At 37.9% G+C, this 14,541-nt stretch carries 12 protein-coding genes; 4 read left to right on the top strand and 8 right to left on the bottom strand.

The annotated features are described in order from the left end of the window. Positions 1-43 precede the first annotated feature (43 nt). Complete coding sequence (locus P176_RS0114520; protein ID WP_026755386.1) at positions 44-1,846, top strand: acyl-CoA dehydrogenase family protein; 1,803 nt, start codon at positions 44-46, stop codon at positions 1,844-1,846. A 139-nt stretch (positions 1,847-1,985) separates the two neighbouring features. On the opposite strand, the gene P176_RS0114515 is transcribed toward P176_RS0114520, so the two are convergent. From P176_RS0114515 to P176_RS0114505, 3 genes are all read right to left on the bottom strand, one after another. After that, positions 1,986-2,789 (bottom strand): anti-sigma factor domain-containing protein, encoded by an 804-nt coding sequence (locus P176_RS0114515; protein ID WP_026755385.1) that lies wholly within the window; start codon positions 2,787-2,789, stop codon positions 1,986-1,988. A gap of 7 nt (positions 2,790-2,796) precedes the next feature. Then, on the bottom strand, positions 2,797-3,327 hold the full coding sequence (locus tag P176_RS0114510; protein WP_026755384.1) for an RNA polymerase sigma factor: 531 nt from the start codon (positions 3,325-3,327) through the stop codon (positions 2,797-2,799). Between the two features lie 86 nt (positions 3,328-3,413). Further along, positions 3,414-4,010, bottom strand: a complete 597-nt coding sequence (locus P176_RS0114505; RefSeq protein WP_026755383.1) for a superoxide dismutase family protein — start codon at positions 4,008-4,010, stop codon at positions 3,414-3,416. Between the two features lie 239 nt (positions 4,011-4,249). On the opposite strand from P176_RS0114505, the gene P176_RS0114500 reads away from it, so the two are divergent. Beyond that, positions 4,250-5,089, top strand: a complete 840-nt coding sequence (locus tag P176_RS0114500; protein ID WP_026755382.1) for a universal stress protein — start codon at positions 4,250-4,252, stop codon at positions 5,087-5,089. Between the two features lie 76 nt (positions 5,090-5,165). Here the strand turns inward: P176_RS0114500 and P176_RS0114495 are convergent, their stop codons facing one another. After that, positions 5,166-8,408 carry a hypothetical protein gene (locus P176_RS0114495; RefSeq protein WP_026755381.1) on the bottom strand — a complete coding sequence of 1,081 codons (3,243 nt, stop codon included), beginning with the start codon at positions 8,406-8,408 and terminating at the stop codon, positions 5,166-5,168. 110 nt (positions 8,409-8,518) lie between these two features. Here P176_RS0114495 and P176_RS0114490 point away from each other — a divergent pair, with 110 nt between their 5' ends. Beyond that, positions 8,519-9,649: a VWA domain-containing protein gene (locus tag P176_RS0114490; RefSeq protein ID WP_026755380.1), complete on the top strand. Its 1,131-nt coding sequence runs from the start codon at positions 8,519-8,521 to the stop codon at positions 9,647-9,649. Positions 9,650-9,695: 46 nt separating this feature from the next. Then, complete coding sequence (locus P176_RS0114485; RefSeq protein WP_026755379.1) at positions 9,696-11,162, top strand: sigma 54-interacting transcriptional regulator; 1,467 nt, start codon at positions 9,696-9,698, stop codon at positions 11,160-11,162. 58 nt (positions 11,163-11,220) lie between these two features. On the opposite strand, the gene P176_RS0114480 is transcribed toward P176_RS0114485, so the two are convergent. Genes P176_RS0114480 through P176_RS0114465 form a run of 4 tightly spaced genes read right to left on the bottom strand, consistent with a single transcriptional unit; the run spans position 11,221 to position 14,417 of the window. Next, the gene (locus P176_RS0114480; RefSeq protein WP_231481264.1) at positions 11,221-11,712 is read right to left on the bottom strand and encodes a YdeI/OmpD-associated family protein; all 492 of its coding nucleotides are present in this window, start codon (positions 11,710-11,712) and stop codon (positions 11,221-11,223) included. 9 nt (positions 11,713-11,721) lie between these two features. Then, positions 11,722-12,282: a YdeI family protein gene (locus P176_RS0114475; protein ID WP_037348962.1), complete on the bottom strand. Its 561-nt coding sequence runs from the start codon at positions 12,280-12,282 to the stop codon at positions 11,722-11,724. Next, the gene (locus P176_RS0114470; RefSeq protein ID WP_037348961.1) at positions 12,275-13,072 is read right to left on the bottom strand and encodes a M23 family metallopeptidase; all 798 of its coding nucleotides are present in this window, start codon (positions 13,070-13,072) and stop codon (positions 12,275-12,277) included. Before P176_RS0114470 ends, P176_RS0114475 begins: the two co-directional genes overlap by 8 nt. Positions 13,073-13,076: 4 nt before the next feature. Beyond that, the gene (locus tag P176_RS0114465; protein WP_026755375.1) at positions 13,077-14,417 is read right to left on the bottom strand and encodes a M28 family peptidase; all 1,341 of its coding nucleotides are present in this window, start codon (positions 14,415-14,417) and stop codon (positions 13,077-13,079) included. Between the last annotated feature and the right edge of the window lie 124 nt (positions 14,418-14,541).

Here is a 14,541-nt window from a genome sequence, read left to right as displayed (position 1 = left end):
GTTTAGACTCATTAATCTATCTGTCAAAAATTTATCAAATCTTATGGCAACAACAGAAAAACAATTATTACGAGGCGGACAATTTCTAGTGAAAGAAACAGACTGTCAGGACGTCTTCACTCCAGAAGATTTCACAGAAGAACAAACCATGATGAAAGAAGCGGTCATGGAATTTAATGAAAGAGAAATCATTGCTCACCGTGAGCGCTTTGAGAAAAAAGACTACGCGTATACCGAAGAATGTATGCGTAAAGCTGGTGAACTTGGTTTTTTAGGTGTAGCCGTACCCGAAGAATATGATGGTCTTGGAATGGGCTTTGTCTCTACCGTATTAACTTGTGATTACATTTCATCAGGTACTGGATCTTTTAGTACTGCTTTTGGCGCTCATACGGGTATTGGTACAATGCCAATAACACTATATGGTACTGAAGAACAAAAGAAAAAATACGTCCCTAAATTAGCTACGGGCGAATGGTTTGGAGCCTATTGCCTTACTGAACCTGGTGCTGGTAGTGATGCCAACTCAGGAAAAACGGTTGCAGCACTTTCTGAAGATGGTAAAACCTATACCTTAAACGGACAGAAAATGTGGATTTCGAACGCTGGCTTCTGTAAATTGTTTATTGTATTTGCACGGTTAGAAAAAGACAAAAATATTACGGGTTTTATTGTAGAAAACGACCCTTCTAATGGGATCACCATGGGTGAAGAAGAGCACAAATTGGGTATTCGCGCCTCCTCTACCCGTCAAGTGTTTTTTAATGATACGGTTGTACCTGTAGAAAACATGTTAGCAGGGCGCGGTGAAGGTTTTAAAATTGCAATGAATGCGCTTAACATCGGTCGTATTAAATTGGCGGCCGCTTGTTTAGATTCACAACGTCGTATCTTAACTACAGCTGTTAAATATGCTAATGAGCGTAAGCAGTTTCAAACTAGAATTTCAGATTTTGGCGCTATAAAAGTAAAATTAGCTGAAATGGCTGCTAGTGCGTATGCAGGAGAATCTGCGACGTACAGAGCCTCAAAAAATATTGAAGATCGTATTACATTACGCGAAGAAGCTGGAAACTCTCATCAAGAGGCTGAGTTGAAAGGTGTAGAAGAATATGCCATTGAGTGTTCAATACTAAAAGTGGCGGTATCTGAAGATGTACAAAATTGTGCTGATGAAGGCATCCAGATTTTCGGTGGAATGGGCTTTTCTGAAGACACACCTATGGAAGCCGCCTGGAGAGATGCTCGTATTGCCCGTATTTACGAAGGCACTAATGAGATCAACAGAATGATATCTGTAGGGATGTTAGTTAAAAAAGCGATGAAAGGTCATGTCGATCTTATGGGTCCTGCTCAAGCGGTTCAAGAAGAATTGATGGGTATACCTTCTTTTGACACTCCTGATTATTCTGAATTATTTTCAGAAGAAAAAGAGATGATCAAGAAACTCAAGAAGACTTTTTTAATGGTTGCTGGAGGAGCTGTGCAAAAATACGGTCCAGATCTAGAGCAACACCAACAATTACTTTTGGCTGCTGCAGATATTCTGATTGAAATCTATATGGCGGAGTCTGCTGTTTTGAGAACTGAAAAAAATGCAAAACGTTTTGGGGAAGAAGCGCAGTCTGTTCAAATAGCAATGTCTAAGCTCTACCTATACCACGCTATTGACATCGTTGAAAAGAAAGGAAAAGAAAGCATTATTTCTTTTGCTGAAGGCGATGAACAACGTATGATGCTCATGGGGTTAAAACGCTTTACCAAATATCAAAACTATCCAGATATTGTAGATTTACGTAAAGAGATTGCAGAAAAAGTTAAGGAAGAAGAAAAATATTGTTTTTAAATTTTAGACTAACTCAATTTTTTTAAACAATGAAAGCCAATTCAATTTTTGAATTGGCTTTTTTATTTCCATTTAAATAAAAACGTCCAAAGCAATGAATTAGCTTTGGACGTTTTATAATAGAATTATAGATGTCTACTTAAGGTTGTGAAACCACACCAAGCGTATATAACTGCTCCATTGTTGGCGTATCACTTCCTCCTTCTGGCTCTAAGGTAATACCAAAGGCCTGACTCTCGTTAGCGTTTTCAATACTGAAGATCTTATTCTCATCTTCGTTAAACGTATCGATAGTTCCCAAACTTGTAGGGGTTAATGGATCTAATTTAAGCGACCATAACTGATAAACTTTACCGGCAGGAGCATCTGGTAGACCTTGTGCATCTAGGTAAATGGTATTGTCTTTTTTATTCCAATACACCTTAGCATAGGTATTCTCAAATTGACCTTGACCTCCTAAAGGAACGGCAATGATATCTTTATCTCTAAGGGCATTTAGTAATTCTTTTGAAGATACAAGATCACTCTTGGTATCCTCTAGTTGGGTTTCTAAATAATTCCTTTCAATATTTATATTCGATATTTTAGTTTCCAGCTGTTGATTTTGATTAAGGTTCCATAGCAAGCCAGCTCCAATAATAATAGCCGCAGCCCAGCCCAAATAGGTCACCCAATCGTATCTCGATTTCTCTATAGATACTACTTTCACCTCTTTATCGCCAAGTTTCAACTTGTTTTTAATAAGTCCGAAAATGTGACCATTAGCTCTAGGTGAAATCGCCGCTGTTAATTTTACAATAGCAGCTTCAATCTCTAACACCTCTTGAAGAATTTCTGGATGTTTCAACATGAGGTCGTAAACCTCTTTGTTTTCTTTTTCGCTGAGTTGTCCTGCGACGTAAAGCTCCAAAATTCCCGATTCTATGTATGCGTTTATATCCATTATTTCTCTATTCCACTAACATGGTTCTTAACTGCTTGATGCAATTTCGATTTCTGGTTTTTATAGTTCCGATAGGTATGTTGAGTTCTTCTGAAGTTTCCTTTTGAGTAAATCCTTTAAAGTATAAATAATCAATAATACTCTTGCACTTTTCTCCTAGGGCTTTAACATACTTCTTAATTCCTATAGCGTCTGTTTGGCTGTCGAGACTATCGCTAGTTTCAAGAATATCTACGAAAAAATCTGAGTTAAGGTTTTTTCCTGAGTTCTTAAAGGCCTTAGAACGAGTCTTATCTATAGCCGCATTACGCGCTATGTTCAAAATCCAAGTGAAAAAACGGCCTTTTGATGCATCGTAACTGCTTGAATTATTCCAAGCCTTAATAAAGACATCTTGCATGACTTCTTCTGCAATATCTTGACTTCTTACAATATTATAGATAACGCCATGCATACTATCGCTATACATGTTATATAATACTTCAAAAGCGGACTCATCCTTTTTTTGAAAATTTGAAACTAAAATTTCTAGTTGCATATAGAATCTTGGTAAAATTTATAAATGACCTAAACTCCGTTAAGAACTTAGGTCATCTATACAACATTTAATGTGTTTTATTTTAATTATTCAATGATCCCACCACAACTTACGCGGCTTCCTGCATCACCAGAAGGTTGAGAGGTATAATCGTCTACGCCTTCATGTACAATAATGGCTTTACCCATTACATTTTTAGTATCATCTTCACAACCAAGACACCACTCGTTTGTAGTTGTAGTTACCTCGGCAACACCTTCCGCATTTGCTGTGAAATTTCCTATATCACCTTTATGATATCCTGCTTCATCTCCCCATTTGCCATGTGGCGCTCCTGTTGGGTTCCAATGACCACCAGCTGACTTACCGTCATCTGAAGAACAATCTGCTTTTTCATGAATATGAATGGCATGTTCTCCCTCGCTTAAGCCAGTAAGATTTGCCTTCATCATAACTTCTCCATTTTCTTCTGTAAATGTTACGCTACCAGTCACATTACTGCCACTTTTTGATTCTAAAGCAAAAGTCACAGTTTTCGCTTCTTCCATTTCTTCCATGTCCATGTCCTTTTCATCAGTCATCTCCATGTCATCCATATCATCTGCATTCTCTTTCTTTTCACTTTTGCAGCTCATACACATGCTGAATACAACTAAAGCAGCGCCTAACATATAATTTTTCATAATTTTTGATTTTTGTGGTTAATTAAAGTTGAAATATACTCATTTAATAAGTTGAACCGAAATTATTAGAATTCTAATTCATTCTCTATCACTATTAAAAAAAAAGTTAACGCATATTCTAAAATAGACACAAAGAATTTTAAACATCAGCTTTACGTTAAATATTCATTAAATGCTTTGAAGTTTCTAAGGAATAGACTTACTTAAGAACTTATCAAAAACTCAACCTTATAACAACCATGAAGAAAATAATTGTACCTATTGATTTTTCTAAATATTCTGAATATGCTTTAGAGAGTGCTGCACTTCTAGCAAAACGACATAATGCTGAAATATTGGCGCTTCACATGCTCAATATAGACAAAGACAGTTTGACCAACTCAGAAGATCAACAGAATGAGCAAGTCGTATTTTTTATGAAATTGGCAGAGCAGAAATTTCATGCTTTTCTAGAAAAAGATTTTTTAAAAGATGTTAACGTAACCCCTATAGTGAAGCATTTTAGAGTGTTTAGCGAAGTGAGTGACGTGGCTGAAAATCACAGTGCAGATCTTATTGTAATGGGATCTCATGGTGCAAGCGGACTTTCAGAAGTTTTTGTTGGCTCTAATACCGAAAAAGTGGTGAGACACTCTAAAATTCCTGTTTTGGTAATTAAACAAAAACCAGCTCATATGGATTTTAAGAGCGCTGTTTTTGCCTCAGACTTTAAAGATGAAAGTATTAGCGCTTACAAAGCGGCTCAAAATTTATTCAATATTTTCGGCTCAAAAATTCACTTACTTAACGTCAATATCCCAGGGCAAGGGTTTAAAAGTTCTACAGAATTAGAGCAGCGTGTTGCGCAGTTTCTTGAAAAAGCAGACGGCAATCTTGATCGCATAAATGATATTAATTATGTTTCAGATTATTCCGTAGAAAAAGGAATTCTGAATTTCTCTAACCTAGTTGGCGCAGATCTTATTGCAGTACCTACTCACGGGCGTAAAGGTTTGGCTCATTTCTTTAGCGGAAGTATTTCCGAAGATGTCGCAAACCACTCCAACATACCTGTTTTGACATTCAAGATTGATAAATAATCTAGAATTTTAAATATAAAAAAAGCTCGTGACGAAATCACGAGCTTTTTTATTTAAGACCAGATCTTACGTTTGACTAATCGATTTCAAACATTTTAATTTCCTTAAACGCACTCAGCTGTAACGCACTCATATCATTACGATATGCTTGCCATTCGGTTTTAAAAAAATCATTTGTAGCTTTTAGCGCTTCTTCAAGTGAGACTTTTGCATTTTTTATCAAAGTTGTTTCTGTTTCTGTCATTCCGTTTTGCCTTGAACTCACATATCCCCTAGCCTGCCCAAGTAACTCCATGGGCGTTACTTCTGGATTTCTAGTAATACCTTGACGCTTGTCTTCCTTACCTAAAAAGGTATCGATAAGACTGTCCAGTTGTTTTACAATTTCCGAAGATGCTTTAATCTCATCTTTATAAACAGTTTTATCTAAGTCTTTTAATCGCTTTTGATAATCTACCGCTATCGTTTTATTCTCCACTAACTGTTCTACTGCCTGCGCTGCAGTTTCCTGCATCTCCTCAAGTTGCTTCATTGCGGTATATACAGCCTTTAAATTTTCGGTAGAAACCTCTAATCTAGGATCGGACTTGACCTCTATAAATTCTTCGGAAGTTTGATCTCCAAAGCTTAAAACAGCTTTGTAAGTCCCAGGCAACACAGAGACGCCACCAGGCTCAGTGGTTCTTTTTCTTATTCGTCTTGAAGGCCGATCTACACCAGTCTCATCCATGTACCAGGTCCATTTAAAAAGACCGGTAGAGTCTGGAGCCTTAGTCTTCAAAGTCCTTATAAGACGGTCTTGATCATAAATTTTTAAATACAGCGAATCCCATTTCACCACATTCTCACTGATCTCATCTATAACTGCTTCTTTATCTTCATCCGCTTCTAGATCCTCTTCAGATTCAGAATCGTTATCATCGTTCTCTTCGGAAATTGGATTTGATTCATCAATTTTTACATAATAGGAGAATTGGGCACCGTAACCTCTGTTCTCACCATGATACATAGCATCAGCTCCAAAACGACTGCCTGTAGGTTCTTGATAAGCGGCTTGATACGCCGTTGGCGGCTCAAATAACTTTAATTTAGAGGTTATGAGGTTATGATCTTTTGCAAATGCTCTTAATGGTCTAATATCATCTAAAACCCAAGCAGCTCTTCCGAAGGTACCAATAACCAAATCATGTTCTCTTGGATGAATCACCAAATCCTTAACCGATACTGTTGGGAACCCATTGGTCCATTTCGTCCATTTTTGTCCTGCGTTGAAGGATACATAAAGCCCATCATCAGTGCCTAAAAACATCAAATTGGGCTCCATAGGATCTTCAATAATACAAAGCGCGTAGCTCTCAACATCTTCAGCATCTACAATACGATCCCAAGTCTTTCCGTAATTTTTGGTTCGATAAGCGTATGGTGTATAATTAAACTTTCTATAATCATTGGCAATGAGCAAGGCCTCTCCCTTGTTTGTATGAGACGCTTTTATTTGAACAATCCAGCTACCTTCAGACAAGTCTTTGATGTTTTTAGAAACATCATTCCAACTGTTTCCGCCATTGGTGGTGTAATGAATTTTACCGTCATCGGTGCCTACCCAAAGCATGTCCTTCTCTACTGGTGAAGGCTCAATTACTAAAATGGTGGTATAATTTTCTGCTCCCGTGGCATCCATGGTGAGTCCGCCGCTTTCAGATTGCTTTTGTTTTTCAGGGTCGTTGGTTGTGAGGTCTGGAGAAATAATGTCCCAGGTTTCGCCTTTATCTGTAGATTTATGAACAAACTGACTTCCGAAGTAAATGGTACTCGTATCAAACGGGTCGCTATTAATGGCTGAGTTCCAATTAAAACGCAAGGCTACATTAGGGTCGGGATGGGTTGGTTTTACCCCATAATTATTACCGGTTTGCCAATCGTACCTGCTTACGTAGCCTTGCTGACTCATGGACCAGCCGTATCTCGAATCATCCTTATCTGGCACGACGTCAAATCCGTCACCAAAACTAATTTCTTGCCAATAGCTATTTCTAATGCCCTGAGAACGCCAAATGTATGCAGGGCCGCGCCAAGACCCATTGTCCTGCATGCCGCCATAAACATTGTATGGAATCTCATTATCAACATTGATGTGATAAAACTGTGCTACGGGTAGATTGCCTATAAATCGCCATGTCTTCCCTCGATCATGAGTGATGTTTAGGCCGCCATCATTGCCATCAATCATAAAGGTACCATCGGTGGGGTGTATCCACCACGCATGATGATCGGGGTGCACTCCATTACTTACACCATAGGCCGGCATCAACTGGGTAAAGTTTTTTCCGCCATCTTCAGACACGTTGATATAAGTGAACACAGAATACACGCGATTTTCATTTTGCGGATCTACATAAATTTCAGAATAATAAAAAGGCCGATTGCCAATATCCTCCTTATCGTTAATTTTTTTCCAATTAAAACCACCATCCTCACTTTTGTAAAGTGCATTTTTCTTAGCTTCTACGAGTGCATAGACTATTTTAGGGTCACTCGGCGCTATGGCCACACCAATACGACCGAGCTCTCCTTTAGGAAAACCATCTGTTTCCTTAATTTTTTTCCAAGTTTTACCGCCATCGTGGGTCATATGCAGTCCTGAACCTTCTCCACCAGATTTAAAAAACCATGGTTCTCGTTGATGTTCCCAAAGCGCCGCAATAAGTTTATTTGGATTGCTCGGGTCCATAACCAAATCTGCTGCTCCGGTTTTGTTATTAGCAAACAGTATTTTCTCCCAAGTCTTCCCCCCATCAACAGTCTTAAAAACACCTCTTTCAGGATGTTCTCCCCAAGGGGAGCCAATTGCTGCAGCATAAACAACATCTGGATTGGTAGGGTCTATCACTACGCGATGGATGTGTCTGGTATTTTGTAATCCCATAGAGTTCCAGCTTTTGCCACCATCTAGGGATTTGTAAATGCCAAAACCGCCATTTAAAGAGTTTCTTGGGTTGCCTTCTCCCGTCCCTACCCAGATCACACTTGGATTAGATTGCTGAATGGCCACCGCACCAATAGAGGCGGTTACCTGTTCTTCAAAAATAGGTTTCCAAGTAATGCCGCCAGATTCACTTTTCCATAGTCCGCCAGATGCCGTACCCGCATACATGATGTCAGGATTAGAGTGTACAACATCTATAGAAGTAACACGGCCAGACATGCCACCAGGGCCAATATTACGAGGTGTTTTGTTTTTTAAAAGATCTAATGAAATGTCTTGTGCAAAAAGCGAAAAAGATGCCAGAAGAAGCATTGCTAATAGTTGGTTTTTCATTCTTGATGAGTTTATTTGATCTAAAGATAAACAAAACTTATAACTGGATTCTTAAATTTGATGTTAATGCCTTTTATTCCGAAGGAAATTAGTCGTAATTTTATAAGGCAATGAAAAAAGAAAACCCACAAAAAAAGGGCTTTGTATTTAAACCTTACGAAGCGCCTAATCTGTCTCCTTTTGATAAATTATTTGAAATTTTCAAGGAACTGATTACCCATACTTCTGGCGATTTTGATGAAGCTATTGATTGGCTCCGTCAATTAGATAAGGAATATGAGCTCACAACAGCAGAATATACCATAGACGATTTTATTGAAGACCTTAAGCAAAAAGGATACATCAAAGAAGAAATTGATCCTGATGGTAATGGAAACGGCATGGCCATTACAGCCAAAACCGAAAGAGCGATACGGCAACAAGCGCTAGAGCATATCTTCGGAAAAATCAAACGCAGTGGTCAAGGCAACCATAAAAGTAAAAGCACAGGTATTGGCGATGAGCATACCGGTGATTTTAAAAACTATCAATTTGGTGATGCCCTAGATAAAGTGTCCATGACCGAAAGTTTGAGAAATGCTCAAATTAATCATGGCATTGGCGATTTCAATCTTACTGAAGATGACCTCGTTGTAGAAGACACCTTACACAAGTCTCAAATGAGTACGGTGCTGATGATTGACATTAGCCATAGTATGATTCTCTATGGTGAAGATCGTATCACGCCTGCTAAAAAAGTAGCGATGGCGCTCGCCGAGTTGATCACAACACGCTATCCTAAAGACACTTTGGATATTATTGTCTTCGGAAACGACTCGTGGCAGATTGAAATCAAGGATTTACCTTATCTCAAAGTTGGCCCATACCACACCAATACGGTTGCTGGATTGCAATTGGCAATGGATTTATTGAGAAGAAAGCGAAATACAAACAAGCAGATTTTTATGATTACGGATGGTAAACCTAGCTGTTTGCGAATGCCAGACGGGCAATATTACAAAGATAGCAATGGCCTAAATCCATACATCACCAATAAATGTTATGCAATGGCAGGCCAAGCCAGAAAATTGCATATTCCCATAACCACCTTTATGATTGCCCAAGATCGATATTTGATGCAATTTGTACAGGAATTCACTCGGGCAAACCAAGGTAAAGCCTTCTATACTGGTCTTAAAGGTTTGGGTGAAATGATATTTGAAGATTATGAGACCAATAGAAAAAAGAGGATTAAAGGATAAAAATAGATTCAGTATAAAAGAATCACTACAAAAGAAAAATTAGAAAATGAAAATAGATCATATAAATACATTAGCTGAATTAAAAGCATCAGGATATCAATCAAAATCTATTAAGGATGAATTGCGAGATAACTTGATTCAGAAAATAAAAAATAAAGAAGCAACCTTTGAAGGGGTACATGGCTATGAAAATACCGTAATCCCTGAACTGGAGCGCGCCATCTTATCAAGACATAACATTAATTTATTAGGTCTTCGTGGTCAAGCAAAAACACGTTTAGCACGTTTGATGCTCAACCTTTTAGATGAGTATATTCCCTATGTTGATGGTTCAGAAATTAACGATGACCCCTTACAGCCCATCTCAAGATTTGCCAAAGAACGCATTGCAGAAGAGGGAGATAAAACGCCTATTGCTTGGCTGCATAGAAGCGAACGTTTTGCTGAAAAATTAGCAACTCCAGATGTTACTGTTGCCGACCTTATTGGCGACGTAGACCCTATAAAAGCTGCTAATCTTAAATTGAGTTATGCCGACGATCGGGTAATTCATTACGGGATGATCCCAAGGGCCAATCGATGTATATTTGTAATTAATGAACTTCCTGATTTACAGGCAAGAATTCAAGTGGCACTGTTCAACATTTTACAAGAAGGCGATATTCAAATTAGAGGCTTTAAACTAAGATTACCTCTAGATGTTCAATTTATATTTACAGCCAATCCAGAAGATTACACCAATAGAGGTAGCATTGTTACCCCTTTAAAAGATAGAATTGGGAGTCAGATTTTAACTCATTATCCTACAGACATTGAAACAGCTCGACTCATCACTGAGCAAGAGGCAAAAACCGTTGAAGCTCAAAAAAGTGCGATATTGGTTCCAGATTTAGCAAGAGACTTATTAGAGCAAATTGTTTTTGAGGCTAGGGACAGTGAATTTATTGATGCCAAAAGTGGGGTTAGTGCGCGACTAAGCATTACCGCATTAGAGAATTTATTGAGTACTGCAGAGCGGAGAGCTTTAAGAGCTGGAGATGACACCACAACATTACGCTTAAGCGATTTTGTTGGGATCATTCCATCCATCACAGGTAAAGTAGAATTGGTGTATGAAGGTGAACAAGAGGGTGCTGCTATGGTGGCTTACAATCTTATCGGCGAAGCTGTGAAGAGCCTTTTCCCAGAATTTTTTCCGAAGATTGAAAAACTCAAAAAGGATACCGATGAAACGCCTTACGACGATATCATCTCGTGGTTTTTTAACCAACAAGACGGTTTCGAAATTTTAGATGATCTAAGAGATAAAGAGTATAAGGCTTTATTGGATGCTGTATCTCCATTAAACGATTTATTGGCAGCACATCAGCCAAATCTTAAAAGAGAAGACAGCTATTTTGTAAAAGAGTTTGTGTTATGGGCCCTAGTGGAATTCAAACAACTGAGCAAATACAGATTTACAGAAGGCATTCAGTTTAAAGACCCTTATGGCAGCTACATAAGTGGCATCTAAATAACTAAAAAAGGGAAGCCATGCGGCCTCCCTTTTTTTTATGTTATAAATTCTGCAATTATTGTGGCTTAAACAATGTACGTTGATCGGTGATTCCTTTTTTAAGATTCTCACAGAGCAGTAGTGCCTTATCAATTCGCTTTTGAGAATTCTTGATTCTAATAATCGTATAGATAATACTGCGCTTTTTTCCTGCAGTGAACGATTCAAAAATCCTGAAAGCCTCTACGTCTGTCTTAAACACCTCATCTAATTCTTCTGGCATTTCCACGCCGTATTTCGAGGTATCTTCAATTAATTGCATTTCAAAATAATCATTTTGAAATAAGCCTAATTTTGCTTGATTGCCCTTACTGAACATCATCCTATAATCACCAGTATTTTTATCCTTGCGTAAAGCCGCATAGACTTCTAGAGACTTATCTTGGTGCTGAAATTTAACCTTAAAGCGATTTCTCTTTTCCTTCGGAAAAACCTCAACAATCTCTGATGGCACATAAAGATGATGTTGGTCTAATAATCCTACACTAAAACGGTCACTCTTCATCATTTCAAATACTTATCGTGTCTTTTTATTTTGTTCACAAAGGCGTATTATTTCTACAATGCGTGATTGTCGAGTCGTTTCTCTTTTTGCTTGATTTAACCAATACAAATAGCTCTTTCGATAAGAGGTTGAAAAATTGGTATAATTTTCAAACGCGATCAGATTCTTATTAAAGGCCAATTGTAGATCCTTTGGAATAATCCCATTTTCAACATCATCAAGAGCTTTCCAACTCCCGTTTTCTTTAGCTACTTGAATTGCTCTCGATCCACTTTCTTGAATTAAACCCTTATCCGTCAGTTCATCAATGTAACTTTTGTTTAAAGCGCTCCACGCACTTTTGGGTTTTCTGGGACAGAAATATTGTCGACGTTTACCATTACCCAAACCTTTTACAGTAGAATCGATCCAACCATAGCATAAGGCTACTTTTACAGCCTCCTCCCAGCGCATGGAATCTTTATCATGATCAACCTTATAGAAAATCAAATAGACACCCTTGTATAACTTATGATTTTGATGGAGCCAATCGCGCCAATGTTCATCCGTTTTAAAATATAACTCCTCAATCATTTTTAACAATTTCCCATTTTATAAAATCGGTGCTTTTTTTAGAATCTAAAACAAAGGGTATCGAAACAAATTTAAAAGGTTCACTTTTAAATACTGCAAAATGTAAATGAGGCTCAGTTGACCAACCCGTATGACCCGAAATTGCTATAGGTTCACCCACCTCAACAAAATCGTTAACTTCAATGAGTGCTCCATTAGTATCTAAATGTACATATTGGCTAAAAGTGCCATCGTTGTGATACATAGTAATGTAATTGGCAAAATCTCGGTAAGATGCATTGGTGCCTTGTTTGTAATTGTGTGATACAACTCCTACAACAAATCCTTCTCTTGCCGCACAGATGGTATCACCAATTGGAATTTTGAAATCTAATGCGTATTTAGAAAAATCAGTGTTATGAGTGAAATTGGTGCTGTTACCTTGTAAAATTTTATACGATTTACCACGAGAAAAAGGGGGTTGATAACTATAGAGTGAGTCGTAAGCTATTAATTCTGGATTGCCATACGCTGTTTTAAATTTAAACGTTTTCAAAATTTGGAGTGTATCCATTACTTTTGAATTAATTTTTGATAGCAATACAGTATCGTTTGGATTAAGAACAAAGGTCTTACCCAAATCACCATTTTCATTTTCTACAGCTATTTGATAAGGTGCGTGCAGCTCATTTATTGCTGAAATATTAATAGAATCATCAATTTGATTAAAAATTATGTAGTTTGGTGTTTTAAGTTTATCAGAACATGAGAAAACGAAGCCCAAGACTATAATAAATATTAAGTAGCGCATAATTCTACTTCAAAATAGCATTTGGAAACACAACTACACTTTCAAAGCCGTCCTCACCAACAGAAGCCACTCCAAAAAAGAAATTATCGATAACAATGCCTTCTAAAGTAAATTCATTTACATCTTCTACATATCTACTATAATCCCAAGTTGGAGACGTAGTATCTCGCCAATAAATTTTATACCCTTTTGCTCCCTCTACGGGAGTCCATTTTAATTTAGCCGAGGGCTCAACAATCCCGCCGATAGCCACTTCTGATGGCGCTGGAGGTGCAGATGCTATACTCGCCATTGCAATGGCATTAACCGCAGTCAATTTTTTTACATATGAAAAATTGACGTGTTCAAACGTATCTCCATAATCAATACCATTTTCAGTGCGAATATCTTGATGTTGTTGTGTATAGTTCTCGTGAGCTTCCATAATTCGGATGCCGGAGAAACCAGCATCGTTAAAAGGTCTATGGTGCCCACCACGTCCAAATCGATCTAATCTGTACACCATCATAGGGTTCATTTCTGGCATGTACGTTTCTGTAGTTTTATGAACGTAACGTGCTAATTGTCTCGATATCCCATCGACTTCGCCACCGTAAAAACGTCTCGCATTTCGCTGTTGTTCGGTTTCGGTTGGAGGCACAGGCTCTGAGAAAATCCTAAATGTTCTATTATCAATTACGCCATCAACGCCTTTAATATTTCCAATCATGTCATTATTAAGCACACCAATAATTTCCCAATTACTTTCTTTAGCATACTCAGCAAGACCTTTTCCGCCATATAACCCTTGTTCTTCTCCTGAAAGCCCTATATATACAATGCTATTTTCAAATTGATATTGAGATAGCACTCGAGCAGCTTCCATTGTACCGGCCATTCCAGTAGCGTTATCATTTGCCCCGGGAGCATCTGACGTAAAATCATTTGGGTCTGAAACACGAGAGTCAATATCGCCACTCATTATAATATAACGGTTAGGGTATTTGGTGCCCTTCTGAACAGCCACAACATTAACGACCATGACATCTCTAGTAATGCGACTATTATCATCTTTCTCCACCTTGTTTTTTTGATAAAACACATTCAGGCAATTATTACAATCACTAGAAATGGACTCAAACTCTTTTTTTACCCATCGCCTTGCTGCCCCAATACCTCTAGTTTCAGAAACCGTATCACTTAGCGTATGACGCGTACCAAACTCCACTAAAGTCTTGACATCGCTTTCTAAACGTTCTTCGGAAACGGCATCGATAACATCGTATATTTTTTGGTTGGTTTGAGCCGAAAGACAAAGTGTCGACAGCATTAAAAAAACGAATGATCTTAAAATGGTATTCTGCATTGATTTTATATTGAACTATTAAATAAGTATGAATTATTGCCAATTAGTAGCTATTATTACTGTAAACTTCCGTCATTTCTATGACTATTAAAGCAAGGGACGTTTTACTCTTTAATTCCAAAGA

It is taken from the genome of Sediminibacter sp. Hel_I_10 (assembly GCF_000688335.1).
Lineage (GTDB): Bacteria > Bacteroidota > Bacteroidia > Flavobacteriales > Flavobacteriaceae > Psychroserpens.
The sequence above is the reverse complement of the archived record's forward strand: the minus strand, read 5'-3'. Positions and strand labels throughout refer to the sequence as shown.

Bases quoted from the DNA above. Each gene is read 5' to 3' on its own strand.
- P176_RS0114520 (WP_026755386.1), top strand. From the start codon at position 44: ATGGCAACAACAGAAAAACAATTATTACGAGGCGGACAATTTCTAGTG.
- P176_RS0114515 (WP_026755385.1), bottom strand. From the start codon at position 2,789: ATGGATATAAACGCATACATAGAATCGGGAATTTTGGAGCTTTACGTC.
- P176_RS0114510 (WP_026755384.1), bottom strand. From the start codon at position 3,327: ATGCAACTAGAAATTTTAGTTTCAAATTTTCAAAAAAAGGATGAGTCC.
- P176_RS0114505 (WP_026755383.1), bottom strand. From the start codon at position 4,010: ATGAAAAATTATATGTTAGGCGCTGCTTTAGTTGTATTCAGCATGTGT.
- P176_RS0114500 (WP_026755382.1), top strand. From the start codon at position 4,250: ATGAAGAAAATAATTGTACCTATTGATTTTTCTAAATATTCTGAATAT.
- P176_RS0114495 (WP_026755381.1), bottom strand. From the start codon at position 8,408: ATGAAAAACCAACTATTAGCAATGCTTCTTCTGGCATCTTTTTCGCTT.
- P176_RS0114490 (WP_026755380.1), top strand. From the start codon at position 8,519: ATGAAAAAAGAAAACCCACAAAAAAAGGGCTTTGTATTTAAACCTTAC.
- P176_RS0114485 (WP_026755379.1), top strand. From the start codon at position 9,696: ATGAAAATAGATCATATAAATACATTAGCTGAATTAAAAGCATCAGGA.
- P176_RS0114480 (WP_231481264.1), bottom strand. From the start codon at position 11,712: ATGATGAAGAGTGACCGTTTTAGTGTAGGATTATTAGACCAACATCAT.
- P176_RS0114475 (WP_037348962.1), bottom strand. From the start codon at position 12,282: ATGATTGAGGAGTTATATTTTAAAACGGATGAACATTGGCGCGATTGG.
- P176_RS0114470 (WP_037348961.1), bottom strand. From the start codon at position 13,072: ATGCGCTACTTAATATTTATTATAGTCTTGGGCTTCGTTTTCTCATGT.
- P176_RS0114465 (WP_026755375.1), bottom strand. From the start codon at position 14,417: ATGCAGAATACCATTTTAAGATCATTCGTTTTTTTAATGCTGTCGACA.